Below are 16,373 nucleotides of genomic sequence, written 5' to 3'. Positions count from 1 at the left end.
GGCGCCGTCAGCGCTTGCGCGCCACGGCGCCGAACTGGGCGACCCCGGCCGCCGCGGAGCCAGGCGCGGGGCGCCAGTGCGCACACGAGACGATGCCCGGTTCGACGAGGTCGAGCCCGCTCAGGAACGCCGCGAACTCGAAGCGGCTGCGGGCGGTGATCGGGGGTGTGGCGTTCTCGTTCCAGAACCGCATGGCCGCCTCGTTGCCCTCGCCGCCCAGCTCCAGGGTGGGGTGGGTGAGGACCAGGTAGCTGCCGGACGGCACCGCGTCCATCAGCTGCCGGACGATGCGCAGCGCCTCCTCCGTGTCCAGGACGAAGTTCAGGATGCCCAGGAGCATGACCGCGACCGGCCGCTCCAGATCGAGGGTGCTGCCGGCGGCCCGCAGGATCTGCCCGGGATTGCGGGCGTCCGCGTCGATGTACTCCGTCGCGCCCTCCGGTGAGCTGGTCAGCAGCGAGCGGGCGTGCGCCAGGACGATCGGGTCGTTGTCGACGTACACGATGCGGGCGTCCGGCGCGGTGTGCTGGGCGACCTCATGGGTGTTGTCCGCGGTCGGCAGCCCGGTGCCGATGTCCAGGAACTGGCCGATGCCCGCGTCCCCGGCCAGATAGCGGACGGCGCGCCCCAGGAACGCCCGGTCCGCCCGCGCCACTTCGCCGATGCTCGGATACACGCCGGTGACCTGGTCGCCGACCGTCCGGTCCACCGGGAAGTGGTCCTTGCCGCCGAGCCAGTAGTTCCAGACCCTGGCGTTGTGCGCGATGTCGGAACGGACGCGGGCGGGGAGGGAGTTACTGCGGGGGACGGTCACGTCTGCTCCTCTGGTGCCGGGCCTGGCATCGGGACGATGAGGTGCGTCCATGATGCCGGACCGATCAAGAGGCCTGTGTGTCTGCGGAGTTGAGGATCAGGGTGTGCAGCACATCGATCCGGTTGGTGGTGATGGAGTCCACGCCCTGCCGGATCAGCCGGCGCATCGTGCGTCCGGTGTCCGCGGTCCAGGCCGAGACCAGCAGTCCGTCCCGGTGGTTGCGGTCCGTCAGCTCCCGGCTCACCAGGCCGAAGCGGTAGTTCAGCCAGCGTGGCCGCACGGCTGCCAGCAGCGCCGCCCGCGGCGGCACGAGCGTCGTCCAGGTCATCGCGATCTCGGCGGACGGATCGGCCGACCGCACCCGCAGCATGGCCTCGGGCCCCGCGCAGTAGTAGGCGCGCGCACCGGCGCCGCACTCCCGCACCACCCCGACGGTCCTGCGCACCGACTCGTCGGTGGAGCCGGGCAGATCGATCATGACGCGGTGCGCCCCCACGGCGAGCAGCGCGGCGCGCAGGGTCGGCACGCCGCCCGCCGTCAGCTCGGTCACCTCCTGGTGGGTGAGCCGGTCCAGCCGCAGGTCATGGCCCCAGAGCCGGTCCAGGGTGGCGTCGTGCAGCAGGACCGGCACGCCGTCGCGGGTGACCCGGACGTCGATCTCGACCGCGTCCGCCCCCGTTCGAGGGCGGAGCGGATCGAGGGGATGGTGTTCTCGCGGACACGGTACGGATCTCCGCGATGGGCGACGGCGGTGACAGGGGTGGCCATGGGGCCATTGTCACCGTCCGGGGTCACCGGCCGGTGCGCCCCAGCCAGCTCGTCGTGTACGTGTCGATCTCGGTGGACAGCGTGCGCTTGCCGGCCGGGTCGAGGAAGGAAGCCTCGACGGCGTTCTTCGCGAGCGCGGCCAGACCCCGCTCGTCGAGGCCCAGGAGGCGGGCCGCCACCGCGTACTCGTTGTTGAGGTCGGTGCCGAACATGGGCGGGTCGTCGCTGTTGATCGTGACGAGCACGCCGGCCTCCACCATCTCCCTGACCGGGTGCTGCTCGATGTCCGCCACCGCGCGGGTCGCGATGTTCGAGGTGGGGCAGACCTCCAGCGCGATCCGGTGCTCGGCGAGGTGCTCCAGCAGCTTCGGGTCGCGCACGGAGCTGGTGCCGTGGCCGATGCGCTCGGCGCGCAGGGCGGTCAGGGCGTCCCAGACCGTCTGCGGTCCCGTGGTCTCCCCGGCGTGCGGCACGGAGTGCAGGCCCTCGGCGATGGCCCGGTCGAAGTACGGCTTGAACTGCGGGCGGTCCACGCCGATCTCCGGGCCGCCGAGGCCGAACGAGACGAGCCCCTCGGGCCGCAGGTCGACGGCGAGCCGGGTGGTCTCCTCGGCTGCCTCAAGTCCGGCCTCGCCCGGGATGTCGAAGCACCAGCGCAGCACCACTCCGAGCTCGGACTCGGCCGCCTTGCGGGCGTCCTCGATGGCCTCCATGAAGCCCTGCTCCGGGATGCCGCGGCGGGTCGAGGAGAACGGGGTGACGGTCAGTTCCGCGTAACGGATGTTCTGCCGGGCCATGTCGCGGGCGACCTCGAAGGTCAGCAGCCGGACGTCCTCCGGGGTGCGGATCAGGTCCACGACCGAGAGGTAGACCTCGATGAAGTGGCCGAAGTCGGTGAAGGAGAAGTAGTCGGCCAGCGCCTCGGGGGCGGTGGGGACCTTGGAGTCGGGATGGTGCGCGGCCAGCTCGGCGACGATGCGGGGCGAGGCCGACCCGACGTGGTGCACATGGAGCTCGGCCTTGGGCAGCCCCGCGATGAAGGGGTGCAGATCGGTCATCGGATCCTCCGGGGGCGTGGAGTGACGCGGTGCCCGGATCCGCGTGGGAACCGGGCAGTGGACGGAAGTCATCGTAGGACGGGAGCGGGCCGTAGCGTGACGGTCATCACGATGGGGGAGGCCCATGTCAGACAACACAGAGCAGCCTGCGGACGGGGCCGCGCAGCGCGATCCGTGGGCTCCGCCGGACAACAGGGTGCCGCTGGAGAAGAACACCGAGGACACCCGCCCGCCGCCCGTGCACGACCAGCAGACCGTCACCTCGATGCCGAACGCCGCACCGGGCCCCGCGCCCACGGTCGGTTTCGGTGACGCACCGGACGCGGGGCAGCCGTCCGGCCCCGGCGGCTGGTACGGCCCCGGCACCCTGCCGCCACCGCCGGTCGGCCCGAACGGTCCGGGGCAGCCGGTCCCGCCGCCCGTGGGGCAGTACGGCTACCCGGCCGGTCAGCCCCCGCAGCCGGGCGGGCACTACGGCTACCCGGCGCCGCAGCCCCCGCAGTACGGCGGCTACCCGGGATACCCGGGCTACGGCCAGAACGGCTGGGGCGGACCCCAGCCGGCGAACGGGCTGGGGATCGCCTCCATGGTGCTCGGCATCATCGCGGTGGCGGGCTTTTGCATGTACGGCCTCGGCATCATCCTCGGCGTCCTCGCGCTGATCTTCGGTCTCATAGGCCGGGGCCGGGTCAGCCGGGGCGAGGCGGACAACGGCGGGGTGGCCCTGGCGGGCATCATCCTCGGCTCGATCGGCATCGTCGTCAGTGCGGCCTTCCTGGGATTCTTCATCTGGGCCGTCACCAACGACAGGTTCGACGACGACAGCGACTACGAGTACCAGCCGACGGCGGTCTCCATGGTCGTCGGCGTGGGGCGGTAGCACCGCTCCCGCGGGCCGGAGCAGCAGACGGACGGGCCGCGGGGCGGTGGGATCTCCTCCCACCGCCCCGCGGCCCTTCTCATGTCCCGCTCGTCCTGCCGCGCAGCTCGTCCCGCGCGTCCATCAGCGCGAAACCGAGCAGATTCAGGCCCCGCCAGGACGCCGGATCCTCCGCACGCGGATCGTCCGCCGCCAGCCCGATGCCCCAGATCCGGTCCATCGGGCTCGCCTCCACCAGCACCCGCTCGCCCGTGCCCAGCAGGAACTCCCGCAGCGCCGGATCCTGGCCGAACTTATGGACGCTGCCCCTCACCACGAGCCCGTACCGCTCGCGCTGCCAGAGCGCATCGTCGAAGTCGCGGACCAGGCGGCCCACCTTCTTCGCCTCGGCCGGGCTCCTCGCCGCCACCGCCCGGGCCGCCGCCTCCGCGTCACCGAACAGCCGCGCCTTGCCGGCCATCATCCAGTGCTCGGCCGACGCGTACGTCACGCCGTCGACCGTGAACGGCGACGGCCACCACTGGCTGAGGCAGCTCGCACCGATCGCACCGTCCGGGCGCGGCCGGTGCCCCCAGAACCTCAGGTACTTCACCTTCTCGCCGCGAGCGGCACGCGCCACCAGTTCGTCGGCATCCCGGACATCCCCCATGCGTTTCATGACACGCGAGTCTGGCATCCGCCACTGACACTACGTACGGGGAATTCCGCACCGACGCGACACATGGTCGACAGATTCCGTTGCGTAACCAAAAGGCAACAACGGAATCACTTGTTGGGCTCAGTCCCCTCTGTCAGGATCGGCACTCAAATCGAGCAGAAGCTACGCCGCCCCCGCTCTCCGGGGAAGCGGCGGAGGAGAGCGTGATGGGCAACAGCTTCCAGGTACAGGACCGCTTCGCGGACGGCGCGCAGTACATCGGCGGAAGACTGCGGCCCGGCACATCGGGACGCAGCCACGACGTGGTGAACCCGGCCACGGGCCGAAGCGTCTATACATACGAGCTGGCGGGCACCGCCGACGTGGACGCGGCCGTCGCCGCCGCCCGCGCGGCCTTCCCCGGCTGGTCGGGGGCCACCCCGGCCGAGCGCTCCGAGGCGATGCACCGCTTCGCCGCGGTCCTCGCCGAGCAGGCGGACGACTTCGCGTACGCGGAGTCCCTGCAGTGCGGCAAGCCGGTCAAGCTCTCCACCGAGTTCGACGTGCCCGGCACGGTCGACAACACCTCGTTCTTCGCCGGTGCCGCCCGCCACCTGGAGGGCAGCTCGGCCGCCGAGTACGACGGCGACCACACCTCGTACGTACGGCGTGAGGCGATCGGCGTCATCGGCTCCATCGCCCCCTGGAACTACCCGCTCCAGATGGCTGCCTGGAAGGTGCTCCCGGCCATCGCGGCGGGCAACACCATCGTGCTGAAGCCCGCCGAGATCACCCCCCTGACCTCGTTGATGTTCGCGCAGGCGGCCACCGAGGCGGGTATCCCGGACGGCGTGATCAACATCGTCACCGGCGCCGGCAAGGACGCGGGCGAGCACCTCGTCGGCCACCCCGACGTCGTGATGACCTCCTTCACCGGCTCCACCGCCGTCGGCAAGCGGGTCGCCGAGATCGCCACCTCCACCGTCAAGCGCCTCCACCTCGAACTCGGCGGCAAGGCCCCCTTCCTGGTCTTCGACGACGCGGACCTGGAGGCGGCGGTCAACGGAGCGGTCGCCGGAGCCCTCATCAACACCGGCCAGGACTGCACGGCAGCCACCCGGGCCTACGTCCAGCGCCCGCTCTACGACGCCTTCGTGCAGGGCGTCGCCGAGCTGATGGAGACGGTCCGGCTCGGCGACCCGTTCGCCCCGGGGACGGACCTCGGCCCGCTGATCAGCCACGCCCAGCGCGACCGGGTCGCCGCCTTCGTCGAGCGTGCCCGCGCCTACGCCACCGTCGTCACCGGCGGCGAGGCCCCGGGCGGCGAGCTGGCCGACGGCGCCTACTACCGGCCGACCCTGGTCACCGGAGCGGCCCAGGACAGCGAGATCGTCCAGTCCGAGATCTTCGGCCCCGTCCTGGTCGTGCTGCCCTTCGACACCGACGACGAAGGCATCGCGCTGGCCAACGACACCCCCTACGGACTCGCCGCCTCCGCCTGGAGCCGCGACGTGTACCGGGCGGGCCGCGCCACCCGCGAGATCCAGGCGGGCTGCGTCTGGGTGAACGACCACATCCCGATCCTCAGCGAGATGCCGCACGGCGGATACAAGGCCAGCGGCTTCGGCAAGGACATGTCCTCGTACTCCTTCGAGGAATACACGCAGGTCAAGCACGTCATGTACGACAACACCGCGGTCGCCCGCAAGGACTGGCACCGCACCGTCTTCGGGGACCGATAACCCGGCCGGTCCGGCCGCCGACCCACCCGAAAGGGCAACGCGCATGGAGCAGTACGAGCCCGAGCGTCTCTCCGCGGCCCAGCTGGCCGCGATGCGTCGCAGTCTGACCAGTGGCAGGGGAGCCCTCACCCGCCGATCGCTGCTGCGCGCCTCCGGCGCCGGCGCGCTCGCACTGGGAACCCTGAGCGCGTGCGGAATCCCTCCCGCCAAGCGGGAGGGGACGCGGCGGCCGCCTCGGACGACCACTCGGCCCAGGAGAAGCAGATCAACTTCTCCAACTGGACCGAGTACATGGACGTCAGCGAGGACGAGAAGCACCGGCCCACCCTGGACGCGTTCACCGAACGCACCGGGATCAAGGTCAAGTACACCGAGGACATCAACGACAACGTCGAGTTCTTCGGCAAGATCAAACCGCAGCTCGCGGCCGGCCAGGACACCGGCCGCGACCTGATCATCGTCACCGACTGGCTGGCCGCCCGCGTCATCCGGCTCGGCTGGGCCCAGAAGCTCGACCCGGCGAACCTGCCGCACGCCTTCGCCAACCTCTCGTCCCAGTTCCGCACCCCCGACTGGGACCCGGGCCGTGCCTACTCGTATCCCTGGACCGGCATCCCCACGGTCATCGCGTACAACGCCAAGGCGACGGGAGGCCGCAAGGTCGACTCCGTCAGCCAGCTGCTGGACGACCCCGAACTCAAGGGCCGGGTCGGCTTCCTCTCGGAGATGCGCGACTCGGTGGGGATGACCCTGCTCGACATGGGCAAGGACCCCGGCACGTTCACCGACGACGACTACGACGCCGCGATAGCCCGGATCCAGAAGGGCGTCGACAGGAAGCAGATACGCCGCTTCACCGGCAACGACTACACCGCGGACCTCGACAAGGGCGACATCGCCGCCTGCGTCGCCTGGGCCGGCGACATCATCCAGCTCCAGGCCGGGAACCCGGACATCAAGTACGCCATCCCGGCCGCCGGATACGTCACCTCCAGCGACAACATGCTGGTCCCGGCCAAGGCGCGGCACAAGACGAACGCCGAGAAGCTCATGGACTACTACTACGAGCCCCCGGTGGCCGCCCGGCTCGCCGCGTACATCAACTACGTCTGCCCGGTCGACGGCGTCCGCGACGAACTGGCCCGGATCGACAAGGCCATGGCCGCCAACACGCTGATCCTCCCGGACAAGGCGATGGCCGCGAAGTCGCACGCCTTCCGTTCCCTGACCTCCAAGGAAGAGACGGCGTACGAGGAGAAGTTCGCCAAGCTCATCGGCGCCTGACCGCCGCCCTCCCTTCCCTGATCTCCCTCTGACACCACTGGGACTGCGATCCATGACACAGCAGCAGACAGGCGGCGACGTCCGCCTCACCGGGATCAGCAAGACGTACGGCTCCTTCGCCGCCGTCCAACCGCTCGATCTGACCGTTCCGCAGGGCTCCTTCTTCGCGCTGCTCGGCGCGTCCGGCTGCGGCAAGACCACCACCCTGCGAATGATCGCGGGCCTGGAGGAGGCCACCACCGGCACCGTCTCGCTCGGCGGCCGGGACATCACCGGCCTCCCGCCGTACAAGCGCCCCGTCAACACGGTCTTCCAGAGCTACGCGCTCTTCCCGCACCTCGACATCACGGAGAACGTCGCCTTCGGCCTGCGCCGGCGCGGCATCAAGTCGGTCAAGAAGCAGGTCGACGACATGCTGGAGCTCGTCCAGCTCGGCGACTTCGCCCGGCGCAAACCGCACCAGCTCTCCGGCGGCCAGCAACAGCGCGTCGCCGTCGCCCGCGCCCTGATCAACCACCCGCAGGTGCTGCTGCTCGACGAACCGCTCGGCGCGCTCGACCTCAAGCTGCGCCGCCAGATGCAGCTCGAACTCAAGCGCATCCAGACCGAGGTCGGCATCACGTTCATCCACGTCACCCACGACCAGGAGGAGGCCATGACCATGGCCGACACCGTCGCGGTGATGAACGCCGGCCGGGTCGAACAGCTCGGCGACCCCGCCGACCTCTACGAGAACCCGCGCACGACCTTCGTCGCCAACTTCCTCGGCACCTCGAACCTCATCGAGGGCGAGGTCGTCTCCACCGGCACGGACATCGTCGTGGCCGCGGGCGGCGGGAAGCTGCGGCTGCCCACCGACCGCTGTCCGGCCCCCACCGCGAGCGGCGGCAAGCTGCTCCTCGGCATCCGCCCCGAGAAGATATCCCTCACGCACCGCGACGACGCGGACTCCATAGAGCAGGGCCGCAACCGGGTCACCGGACGGATCGTCGACTCCAGCTTCATCGGCGTCTCCACGCAGTACGTGGTGGAGAGCCCGGCCGGCAAGGCCCTCCATGTGTACGAGCAGAACGTCGAGCGGCGCGCGGGGCTCACCTCCGGCGCCGAGGTCGTCCTGCACTGGAACCCGGCGCACACCTTCGGCCTGGACGCCGCCCAGGACATCGACGCCGGTGTGGAGACCGTGGAGGACGCGACGTGACCGTCACCCAGGAGGCACCCCCGCTCCCGCCGCCGAGCCGCAGGTGCGCAAGCCCTCCACCCGCAAGCGCCTCGTCCCCTACTGGCTGCTGCTGCCCGGCATCCTGTGGCTCGTCGTCTTCTTCGCCCTGCCGCTGGTCTACCAGGCATCGACGTCCGTGCAGACCGGATCCCTGGAGAAGGGCTTCGAGGTCACCTGGCACTTCCAGACCTACTGGGACGCGCTGACCGACTACTACCCGCAGTTCATCCGGTCCCTGCTGTACGCCGGCACCGCCACGATCCTGTGCCTGCTGCTCGGCTACCCGCTCGCCTACCTCATCGCGTTCAAGGCGGGCCGCTGGCGCAACCTGGTCCTGGTACTGGTCATCGCCCCGTTCTTCACCAGCTTCCTGATCCGTACGCTCGCCTGGAAGACGATCCTCGCGGACGGCGGGGCGGTCGTGGACGTACTGAACACGCTGCACGTCCTGGACGTCACCAGCTGGCTCGGCTGGACCGAGTCCAACCGGGTGCTGGCCACGCCGATGGCGGTGGTCTGCGGTCTCACGTACAACTTCCTGCCGTTCATGATCCTGCCGCTCTACACCTCGCTGGAGCGGATCGACGGCAGGCTGCACGAGGCGGCCGGCGACCTGTACGCCACCCCCGCCACCACCTTCCGGAAGGTGACGTTCCCGCTCTCCATGCCGGGAGTGGTCTCCGGCACCCTGCTGACCTTCATCCCGGCCAGCGGTGACTACGTCAACGCCGAACTGCTGGGCTCCACCGACACCAAGATGGTCGGCAGCGTCATCCAGACGCAGTTCCTGCGCGTCCTGGACTATCCGACGGCGGCCGCGCTCTCCTTCATCCTGATGGCGGTCGTCCTGATCGCGGTCACCCTCTACATCCGCCGCTCCGGGACGGAGGACCTGGTCTGATGCCCGTACTGCGCTGGCTGCGACGCCATCTGATCGTCATCGCGGGTCTGCTGACCCTCGCCTACATGATCCTGCCGAACATCGTCGTGATGGTGTTCTCCTTCAACAAGCCCAACGGCCGCTTCAACTACTCCTGGCAGCGCTTCTCGCTGGACGCCTGGAAGGACCCCTGCGGCGTCGCCGACATGTGCGGCTCGCTCTCGCTCTCCCTCCAGATCGCCGTCTGGGCCACGGTCGGCGCGACCGCGCTCGGCACGATGATCGCGTTCGCCCTGGTCCGCTACCGCTTCCGGGCGCGCGGCGCGATCAACTCGCTGATCTTCCTGCCGATGGCGATGCCCGAGGTCGTCATGGCCGCGTCGCTGCTCACGCTGTTCCTCAACATGGGCGCGCAGCTGGGCTTCTGGACGATCCTCATCGCGCACATCATGTTCTGCCTCAGCTTCGTCGTGACGGCGGTCAAGGCGCGGGTCATGTCGATGGACCCCAGGCTGGAGGAGGCGGCCCGCGATCTGTACGCAGGACCGGTGCAGGCCTTCCTGCGGGTGACCCTGCCGATCGCCGCCCCGGGAATCGCCGCGGGAGCACTGCTCGCCTTCGCGCTCTCCTTCGACGATTTCATCATCACCAATTTCAACGCGGGCTCGACCGTGACCTTCCCGATGTTCGTCTGGGGTTCGGCACAACGCGGCACGCCCGTGCAGATCAACGTCATCGGTACGGCGATGTTCATCATTGCGGTACTGGTGGTTCTCGCCGGCCAGCTGATCGCGAACCGGCGGAAGAACAGCGCACGACCCTGAAAGTCCCGAAGGAGTTGGAAACCATGGCCCCAGCTGCCATGCGCACCGCTGCCCAATCACTCGCCGACGCGAAGCCGGTCTCGTTCTGGCTGGACGACCCGGGCCGGCCCGAAGCGCTTCCCGCGCTCACCGGCGACGAGCACTGCGATCTGCTCGTCATCGGCGCCGGCTACAGCGGACTGTGGACCGCGCTGCTCGCAAAGGAGCGTGAACCGGAACGCGACGTCGTCCTCATCGAGGGACACGAGACGGGCTGGGCCGCCTCCGGCCGCAACGGCGGGTTCTGTGCCGCCTCCCTCACCCACGGCCTGCCCAACGGGCTGGAGCGCTGGCCCGAGGAGATCCGGGAACTGGAGGAGCTGGGCGCGCGCAACCTCGACGCCATCGAGGCGGCGGTCGCCCGCTACGGCATCGACTGCGAGTTCGAGCGCACCGGCGAGATCGATGTCGCCACCCAGCCCCACCAGCTCGAAGAGCTGCGGGAATGGCACCAGGAAGCCGACCGCCTCGGCTTCGGCGGGGTCGAGTTCCTGGACCGTGACGCGCTGCGCGCCGAAGTCGACTCACCGACATTCCTGGGTGGCCTCTGGGACCGGCGCGGCGTAGCGATGCTGCACCCCGCCAAGCTGGCCTGGGGCCTGAAGCAGGCCTGTCTCGACCTGGGCGTCCGGATCTACGAGCACACCCGGGGGCTGGAACTGGCCAGAACCGGAACCGGAATGGCGGTCCGCACCCCGTACGGAAAGGTGCTGGCCCGCCGGGTCGCCCTCGGCACGAACATCTTCCCCTCGCTCGTGAAGCGGGTGCGTCCGTACACCGTGCCGGTCTACGACTACGCGCTGATGACGCAGCCGCTGACCGCCGACCAGCTCGCCGCCATCGGGTGGAAGAACCGGCAGGGACTGGGGGACAGCGCCAATCAGTTCCACTACTTCCGGCTTTCCGCGGACAACCGGATCCTGTGGGGCGGATATGACGCGATCTATCCGTACGGCGGCCGGCTCAGCGCCGATCTCGACCAGCGGCCGGAGACTTTCCTGAAGCTCGCCGGGCAGTTCTTCGACTGTTTCCCGCAATTGGCCGGAGTGCGTTTCAGTCATGCCTGGGGCGGCGCGATCGACACCTGTTCCCGGTTCTCCGCATTCTTCGGTACGGCCCATCAGGGCCGGGTCGCCTATGCCGCCGGATACACCGGACTCGGGGTCGGGGCCACCCGGTTCGGCGCCGATGTGATGCTCGATCTGCTCGCGGGCGAGCGGACGGAGCGGACCGCGCTGGAGATGGTGCGCAGCAAGCCGATGCCGTTCCCGCCCGAGCCGCTCGCCTGGGCCGGGATCGAGCTGACGAAGCGGTCCCTGGCCCGGGCCGACGACAACGGCGGCCACCGCAATCTGTGGCTGCGGACGATGGACCGGGTGGGGCTCGGCTTCGACAGCTGAGCCGCGGCCGGCCGGGGGTGTGACCCAGCTCACCGGCGATCGACCGCCGAACCCGCGTAATGGAGCGGCCCCACCCCGCTCTCTCCCGTGAACGCACCGGCAACTCCCTGCCGGTGCGACACGGAATGGAGGCCGGCCATGACTGGCTCGGAGGTCAGGGCAGCAGTCGAGTGGCTGGCGTCGGTGGCGCCGGACCCCGATGCCTGCCGGTGGGAGTGGGAGCGCAATCCGCAGGGGATCGCGCTCCTGCCCGCCGGCCGGCGCTGGGACGTGCTGATTCTTCCCGGGGAGCTGGGCTATCCGACGCTCGATGTGCTCACCCGTCTCATCGACCGGCCGGGGCCGGTCCTCTCGGACTTCGGCGACGCCCGGATGGGCTTCTTCGTGCCGCCGGGCACCGTCACCCGCTGGATCGGGACGGGGGTACGCGGTGCGGGGCAGGGGACCTGGATCGTCGTGCCGTATCCGGGCCGCGCCGCCGGCGGGGTGCGCTGGCTGATCCCGCCGGACGGATCGGGCACGCTCACCGACGCCACGCTGCTGGAACTCGCGATGCACGAGGCCGCGGCGGGGGAGCGGGAATAGGGGCGGCGGTGCCAGAGGTCTTGACAACCCGATTGGTCTGGACCAGGTTGTGGCGCCACACCCAATTACCCCCTGCACGGAGGCCGTTGTGGAACGCACGGGACCCCCCGCCCGCATGACCGGACTTCTGGCCGCCTTCTCGGCGGCCCTGCTGGCCGCAGGCGGCCTGGCGGCCTCGGCCCCGGCCGCCGCCGCGGCCGACGCCGATCTGGCACGCAACGGCACCTTCGAGGCCGGCCTGGACGGCTGGAGCTGTACGGGCGGCAGCGGCGCCGCTGTCAGTACGCCCGTGCACGGCGGCACCTCGGCACTCAAGGCGACCCCGGCCGGCAGCGACAACGCCAAGTGCTCCCAGGCCGTGACCGTCAAGCCCGACTCCACGTACACGCTGAGCGCCTGGGTGCAGGGCAGCTACGTCTACCTCGGCGCGGACGGCACCGGCACCACCGACGTCTCCACCTGGACGCAGTCCGCCCCGGCCTGGCAGAAGCTCACCACCACGTTCAAGACGGGCCCGTCGACCACCTCGGTCAACGTGTACACACACGGCTGGTACGGCACCCCGGCCTACTACGCCGACGACCTCACGCTCATCGGCCCCGGCGGCGCCCCGGTCACGATCCCGGCCGCCCCGCGGGCCTCACCGCCGGCACCCCCACGTCCTCCTCGGTCCCGCTGTCCTGGACCGGCTCCGCGGGCGCCACCGGCTACAACGTCTACCGTGGCGGCACCAAGGTCCTGTCGGCCACCGGCACCTCCGCGACCGTGACGGGCCTGACCGCCGCGACCGCGTACAGCTTCCAGGTCAGCGCCACCAACTCCGCCGGCGAGTCCGCGAAGTCCGCCGCGCTCTCCGTCACCACCAAGACGGGCAGCACCGGGGGTGGCGGCGCCCTGCCGGCCCACGCCCTCGTCGGCTACCTGCACTCCAGCTTCGCCAACGGCTCCGGCTACACCAGGATGGCGGACGTACCCGACTCCTGGGACGTCATCGACCTCGCCTTCGGTGAGCCGACCTCCGTCACCTCGGGCGACATCCGCTTCTCGCTCTGCCCGGTGGCGGAGTGCCCGAACGTCGAGTCCGCGGCCGAGTTCAAGGCGGCCATCAAGGCCAAGCAGGCCGCGGGCAAGAAGGTGCTGATCTCCATCGGGGGCCAGAACGGACAGGTCCAGCTCGCCACCACCGCCGCCCGTGACACCTTCGTCTCCTCGGTCAGCAAGATCATCGACGAGTACGGCCTGGACGGCCTGGACATCGACTTCGAGGGCCACTCCCTCTCGCTGAACACCGGGGACACCGACTTCCGCAGCCCCACCACGCCGGTCATCGTCAACCTGATCTCCGCGGTCAAGACCCTCAAGGCCAAGTACGGCGACAAGTTCGTCCTCACCATGGCCCCCGAGACCTTCTTCGTGCAGCTCGGCTACCAGTACTACGGCTCGGGCCCGTGGGGCGGCCAGGACCCGCGCGCCGGCGCCTACCTCCCGGTGATCCACGCCCTGCGCGACGACCTCACCCTGCTGCACGTCCAGGACTACAACTCGGGCTCCATCATGGGTCTGGACAACCAGTACCACTCGATGGGCGGCGCCGACTTCCACATCGCGATGACCGACATGCTGCTGACCGGCTTCCCGGTGGCGGGCGACCAGACCAGGACCTTCCCCGGTCTCCGTCCCGACCAGGTCTCCATCGGCCTGCCGGCCTCCACCCAGGCGGGCAACGGCCACACCTCGCCCGCCGAGGTCACCAAGGCGCTGAACTGCCTGACCAAGAAGACCGACTGCGGCTCCTACGCCACGCACGGCACCTGGTCCGGACTGCGCGGACTGATGACGTGGTCCATCAACTGGGACCGCTTCAACAACTGGGAGTTTTCGAAGAACTTCGACGCCTACTTCGGCAGCTGACACCCTGCACGAGGAGCAGCAGCCCGCACAGGAGCCAGCTGCCCAGCACGTCCAGCGGCCAGTGATAGCCGCGCAGCACCAGGCCGATGCCCGTCGCCACCGTCAGCAGGACGGCGGCGACGGGCATCGGCCATCCGCGCCTCATGTGCGGCGCGAGGAGCAGCGCCGCCGCTCCGTACGCCACGGCGGCGGTCGCCGCATGGCCCGACGGGTAGTAGCCGGTGGCGTCGGTGAGCGGTCCCGGCCGGCTGATCCAGTCCTTCAGCGGGACGACGAGCAGGGGCACGGCGGCCATCGTCAGGACCGCGCCGAGCGGTGCGCGGCGCGCACCGCGCACCAGCGACCAGAGGACCGCGCAGCCCAGCACCGGCAGCGCGACCTGCATGTTGCCGAGGTCGGCGAGGAACTCGGTGAGCCGGGCGGGGCCGTGGCCGACGACGGCCCGGCCGATGCGTTCGTCGAGAGCGCGCAGCGGGCCGTCGGCCGCGATCTGCCAGGTGGTGAGCGCGAAGAGGGCCAGCAGGCCCGGCACCACGGAAACGAGAAGAGCCGTCCGCCCCGGAACAGGGGGGGTTGTTCCGGGGCGGACGGTCGGACCGGTTTGCCGCACGTCCCGGGGGGTGTGGGACGGACGGCCATCCGATCGGTGAGGAGTTCCGGAGCCGGAGGCCCCAGTGGTGTGCGCGAAGGCACAACCAGGACGGCGCTGGGGAAGCTCCGACCCGGTATCGCCCGCAGTTTCCTGCGGGCGGGGTGTTTCTCTCATCTGCGGAAACCGTACGTCAGGCAGTGGGGGAACCGACAGGCACAACCGTAAGCCGCCATCGCCCCCGCACACGTTCTTCACAGGCCCTCACCCGGGCCCCGGGCATCCCCGGAGAAAACGCCGAGCGCCGGCTCCGGGGATCGCACAGGAATCAGATCCGGCCGAAAGCCTGCTCGAGGACATCGAGGCCCTCGCCCAGCAGGTCCTCGCCGATCACCAGCGGCGGCAGGAAGCGCAGGACGTTGCCGTACGTGCCACAGGTGAGGACGAGGACACCCTCGGCGTGGCAGGCCTTCGCGAGCTGCGCCGCCGCCTCCGGGTTCGGGTCCTTCGTGCCGGACTTCACCAGCTCGATCGCGATCATCGCGCCGCGGCCGCGGATGTCACCGATCAGGTCGCCATTGGGCAGCTTCGCCTGCATCTCGGCGAGCCGGCCCTTCATGACCTCCTCGATGCGCTTCGCCTTCCCGTTCAGGTCCAGCTCGCGCATCGTCTCGATGGAGCCGAGGGCGCCGGCGCAGGCGACCGGGTTGCCGCCGTAGGTGCCGCCGAGGCCGCCCGCGTGCGCGGCGTCCATGATCTCGGCGCGGCCGGTCACCGCGGAGAGCGGGAGGCCGCCCGCGATGCCCTTGGCGGTGGTGATCAGGTCCGGGACGATGCCCTCGTCCTCGCAGGCGAACCACTGGCCGGTACGGCAGAAGCCGGACTGGATCTCGTCGGCGACGAAGACGATGCCGTTGTCCTTGGCGAACTGCGCGATCGCCGGGAGGAAGCCCTTGGCCGGCTCGATGAACCCACCCTCGCCGAGGACCGGCTCGATGATGATCGCGGCGACGTTGTCGGCGCCGATCTGCTTGGTGATCTCGTCGATGGCCTGGGCGGACGCCTCCGCACCGGCGTTCTCGGCACCCGTCGGCCAGCGGTAGCCGTACGCCACCGGCACCCGGTAGACCTCGGGGGCGAACGGGCCGAAGCCCTGCTTGTACGGCATGTTCTTCGCCGTCAGCGCCATCGTGAGGTTGGTCCGGCCGTGGTAGCCGTGGTCGAAGACGACGACGGCGGTGCGCTTGGTGTACGCACGGGCGATCTTCACCGCGTTCTCGACGGCCTCGGCGCCCGAGTTGAACAGCGCGGACTTCTTGGCGTGGTCGCCCGGCGTGAGCTCGGCCAGCTGCTCACAGACCTCGACGTACCCCTCGTACGGAGTGACCATGAAACAGGTGTGGGTGAAGTCGGCGAGCTGCGCGGACGCGCGGCGCACGACGGCCTCGGCGGAGGCGCCGACCGAGGTCACGGCGATGCCGGAACCGAAGTCGATCAGACGGTTGCCGTCCACGTCCTCGATGATCCCGCCGCCGGCGCGGGCGGTGAACACCGGCAGGGTGGAGCCCACACCTGCGGCGACCGTCGCGAGGCGGCGGGCCTGCAGCTCCACCGACTTCGGGCCGGGAATGGCAGTGACGACGCGGCGCTCCTGCGGAATTGCGGTCATGCGGGGCTCCTGGGGGTGTTTCGGACGCTTCTCTTTCTGCAGGCTAGGGGCGGGGACCGGGTGCGGGCATG

General features: G+C 70.2%; 12 protein-coding genes and 3 pseudogenes. 9 read left to right on the top strand and 6 right to left on the bottom strand.

Translation table 11 applies throughout. The annotated features are described in order from the left end of the window. Window positions 1–7: 7 nt before the first annotated feature. The 3 genes and pseudogenes from LNW71_RS06390 to LNW71_RS06380 all read right to left on the bottom strand — a co-directional run bounded on the left by LNW71_RS06390 (window position 8) and on the right by LNW71_RS06380 (window position 2,640). Window positions 8–814, bottom strand: coding sequence for an SAM-dependent methyltransferase (locus tag LNW71_RS06390; RefSeq protein WP_250967349.1), 807 nt, complete (start codon window positions 812–814; stop codon window positions 8–10). A gap of 64 nt (window positions 815–878) precedes the next feature. Then, window positions 879–1,582, bottom strand: a pseudogene (locus LNW71_RS06385) (glycerophosphodiester phosphodiesterase). 23 nt (window positions 1,583–1,605) lie between these two features. Next, window positions 1,606–2,640, bottom strand: a complete 1,035-nt coding sequence (locus LNW71_RS06380; protein ID WP_250967348.1) for an adenosine deaminase — start codon at window positions 2,638–2,640, stop codon at window positions 1,606–1,608. 124 nt (window positions 2,641–2,764) lie between these two features. On the opposite strand from LNW71_RS06380, the gene LNW71_RS06375 reads away from it, so the two are divergent. Continuing rightward, the gene (locus LNW71_RS06375; protein ID WP_250967347.1) at window positions 2,765–3,520 is read left to right on the top strand and encodes a DUF4190 domain-containing protein; all 756 of its coding nucleotides are present in this window, start codon (window positions 2,765–2,767) and stop codon (window positions 3,518–3,520) included. A gap of 79 nt (window positions 3,521–3,599) precedes the next feature. On the opposite strand, the gene LNW71_RS06370 is transcribed toward LNW71_RS06375, so the two are convergent. Beyond that, on the bottom strand, window positions 3,600–4,169 hold the full coding sequence (locus LNW71_RS06370; RefSeq protein WP_250971913.1) for an NADAR family protein: 570 nt from the start codon (window positions 4,167–4,169) through the stop codon (window positions 3,600–3,602). A gap of 215 nt (window positions 4,170–4,384) precedes the next feature. On the opposite strand from LNW71_RS06370, the gene LNW71_RS06365 reads away from it, so the two are divergent. The 8 genes and pseudogenes from LNW71_RS06365 to LNW71_RS06330 all read left to right on the top strand — a co-directional run bounded on the left by LNW71_RS06365 (window position 4,385) and on the right by LNW71_RS06330 (window position 14,044). Beyond that, window positions 4,385–5,899, top strand: coding sequence for a gamma-aminobutyraldehyde dehydrogenase (locus tag LNW71_RS06365; protein WP_250967346.1), 1,515 nt, complete (start codon window positions 4,385–4,387; stop codon window positions 5,897–5,899). A 43-nt stretch (window positions 5,900–5,942) separates the two neighbouring features. Continuing rightward, window positions 5,943–7,183: pseudogene (locus tag LNW71_RS06360) on the top strand (PotD/PotF family extracellular solute-binding protein). 52 nt (window positions 7,184–7,235) lie between these two features. Next, window positions 7,236–8,384 (top strand): ABC transporter ATP-binding protein, encoded by a 1,149-nt coding sequence (locus LNW71_RS06355; protein WP_250967345.1) that lies wholly within the window; start codon window positions 7,236–7,238, stop codon window positions 8,382–8,384. Between the two features lie 43 nt (window positions 8,385–8,427). After that, window positions 8,428–9,306 (top strand): ABC transporter permease, encoded by an 879-nt coding sequence (locus tag LNW71_RS06350; protein WP_250967344.1) that lies wholly within the window; start codon window positions 8,428–8,430, stop codon window positions 9,304–9,306. Next, entirely contained in the window at window positions 9,306–10,109 is an 804-nt protein-coding gene (locus LNW71_RS06345) for an ABC transporter permease (protein WP_250967343.1), read from the top strand. Before LNW71_RS06350 ends, LNW71_RS06345 begins: the two co-directional genes overlap by 1 nt. Before the next feature lie 23 nt (window positions 10,110–10,132). Next, on the top strand, window positions 10,133–11,548 hold the full coding sequence (locus LNW71_RS06340; protein ID WP_250967342.1) for an FAD-dependent oxidoreductase: 1,416 nt from the start codon (window positions 10,133–10,135) through the stop codon (window positions 11,546–11,548). 138 nt (window positions 11,549–11,686) lie between these two features. Then, window positions 11,687–12,133: a hypothetical protein gene (locus LNW71_RS06335; RefSeq protein WP_250967341.1), complete on the top strand. Its 447-nt coding sequence runs from the start codon at window positions 11,687–11,689 to the stop codon at window positions 12,131–12,133. Between the two features lie 88 nt (window positions 12,134–12,221). Continuing rightward, window positions 12,222–14,044 (top strand): annotated as a pseudogene (locus LNW71_RS06330) (chitinase). On the opposite strand, the gene LNW71_RS06325 reads toward LNW71_RS06330, so the two are convergent. Both LNW71_RS06325 and gabT read right to left on the bottom strand, forming a co-directional pair. After that, entirely contained in the window at window positions 13,995–14,810 is an 816-nt protein-coding gene (locus LNW71_RS06325) for a phosphatase PAP2 family protein (protein WP_250967340.1), read from the bottom strand. The pseudogene LNW71_RS06330 and the gene LNW71_RS06325 sit on opposite strands and share 50 nt — an antisense overlap. Before the next feature lie 151 nt (window positions 14,811–14,961). After that, entirely contained in the window at window positions 14,962–16,302 is a 1,341-nt protein-coding gene (gene gabT, locus LNW71_RS06320; RefSeq protein ID WP_250967339.1) for a 4-aminobutyrate--2-oxoglutarate transaminase, read from the bottom strand. Window positions 16,303–16,373 lie beyond the last annotated feature (71 nt).

The organism is Streptomyces sp. RKAG290 (assembly GCF_023701695.1).
Classification (GTDB): Bacteria; Actinomycetota; Actinomycetes; order Streptomycetales; family Streptomycetaceae; genus Streptomyces.
The sequence above is the reverse complement of the archived record's forward strand: the minus strand, read 5'-3'. Positions and strand labels throughout refer to the sequence as shown.

What these genes read in the sequence shown, in the direction of transcription:
- LNW71_RS06380 (WP_250967348.1), bottom strand. Translation starts at nt 2,640, where the DNA reads ATGACCGATCTGCACCCCTTCATCGCGGGGCTGCCCAAGGCCGAGCTC.
- LNW71_RS06335 (WP_250967341.1), top strand. Translation starts at nt 11,687, where the DNA reads ATGACTGGCTCGGAGGTCAGGGCAGCAGTCGAGTGGCTGGCGTCGGTG.
- LNW71_RS06365 (WP_250967346.1), top strand. Translation starts at nt 4,385, where the DNA reads ATGGGCAACAGCTTCCAGGTACAGGACCGCTTCGCGGACGGCGCGCAG.
- LNW71_RS06375 (WP_250967347.1), top strand. Translation starts at nt 2,765, where the DNA reads ATGTCAGACAACACAGAGCAGCCTGCGGACGGGGCCGCGCAGCGCGAT.
- LNW71_RS06340 (WP_250967342.1), top strand. Translation starts at nt 10,133, where the DNA reads ATGGCCCCAGCTGCCATGCGCACCGCTGCCCAATCACTCGCCGACGCG.
- LNW71_RS06325 (WP_250967340.1), bottom strand. Translation starts at nt 14,810, where the DNA reads ATGAGAGAAACACCCCGCCCGCAGGAAACTGCGGGCGATACCGGGTCG.
- LNW71_RS06370 (WP_250971913.1), bottom strand. Translation starts at nt 4,169, where the DNA reads ATGGGGGATGTCCGGGATGCCGACGAACTGGTGGCGCGTGCCGCTCGC.
- LNW71_RS06345 (WP_250967343.1), top strand. Translation starts at nt 9,306, where the DNA reads ATGCCCGTACTGCGCTGGCTGCGACGCCATCTGATCGTCATCGCGGGT.
- gabT (WP_250967339.1), bottom strand. Translation starts at nt 16,302, where the DNA reads ATGACCGCAATTCCGCAGGAGCGCCGCGTCGTCACTGCCATTCCCGGC.
- LNW71_RS06355 (WP_250967345.1), top strand. Translation starts at nt 7,236, where the DNA reads ATGACACAGCAGCAGACAGGCGGCGACGTCCGCCTCACCGGGATCAGC.